The following is a 1314-nucleotide window of genomic DNA, read 5'->3' on the forward strand; positions in this document are numbered from 1 at the left end:
GAGTTGGTCATTGACATTATGGAAGTCTTTGGGAAATTTTTTATGTATGTCGAAAGTCTCCAAATCTTTTGGGTATAGTGTGGTGTCCAGTTTTCCATTTTGCTTTATGTGTTCTGAGTAACACTCATCAGAAGGAGTAAATGTACAATGATCTGTGGCCTCGTGAGGTTGTATGGCTGTCCAGTACATAATTTCCTCAGCTGTGCGTGTCAGCCAGGAACGGTATGTTGTTTCGTCAACCCCCATAAATTCTGGCAGTCTTGACCTGGACGGCCATTCTTTTTCTTTTGCGAACAGGCCTGACAGATATTCGTTCAGTAGTTGCTCAATAAAATTTTCTGTCTCTTTCACGGCTTGTTTATTTTGATAATGATAATCTGGGGAGTCCCGACGCAAGCGTGACCTTAACAGCACGGCTGCCAGCAAGTTTTCGCACAGGGAATTGACAAAACTTAACCGCTGTAAAACCTCGGGTGTATAACCCGACGTTTTTGAGTCCCTGGCAGTGAGGCCGCTTTTCATAGAGCCATAGAACTCAACATCGCCCCAATCCCGTAAACCATCCCAACCAAAATCAGGGCGTTCAATGGCTTTAACCCAGCCTCCAAAGGTTCCGGGTAATGGCAAGGCAAAACAATCGGAGTTACCCAACAATGGGCTAAGGAACAGCCAACGACGTCCGGTATCGTGAAAGGCCGGAATCGTTGATGTGGGCATAACGCCAAGGTTGCCATTAAGTACGCCAATGTCGTGAATGGCGTTCAACAAGCCACGCTCTGCGATCGCATAAGGGGTGCTGCTTCCATCAGGAGTATGAGCGTATTGACCGTAATTTTTTGTCGCTTTGAAGTGGTAGACCCGGTAGGCTTTTTCACCATTAGCATTGTTGATCCGTTGTAAACGATCAGTGAAATCCCGGATATTTTCGGGAAGATCCTTTTCCAGTAGGATGAGGTACTGGCCAAAACGGGGTAGCTGACTTTTACAGCGTTTATTAAGCACTCTGGCAATAAATTGATGCATAATGCCTTCTTGCGCCAGGGTGGCTATGGACTCTCCAAGTCGCTGGAACTTATAGTAATCAACTCGCTTACCATTGCGTACTGCCAGTGTACGACCACCCACGACGGTCCCTTTTTCCTCAAATAGCGACAAGGAATGTTGATACTGACCGCGATAAACCTCTTCAAAGTGTGTGCGACCTGCACGGTCAAATTCCGATTGCAACTGACGACTGGCGTCTTTATCCGCAAACCGATAGCCATAGGCGTGGAGAGACACCAGCAACTTGAATGCCGAAGTATTGGGTTGTTG

Annotated in this window: 1 protein-coding gene; it reads right to left on the minus strand. The window is 46.8% G+C overall.

The features are described from left to right. Positions 1 to 1281: hypothetical protein (locus KDK18_RS04430; RefSeq protein WP_257253490.1), on the minus strand; the 1281-nt coding region annotated here is incomplete at its 3' end. Positions 1282 to 1314: the final 33 nt, after the last annotated feature.

This window comes from Endozoicomonas sp. SESOKO3, assembly GCF_024606255.1.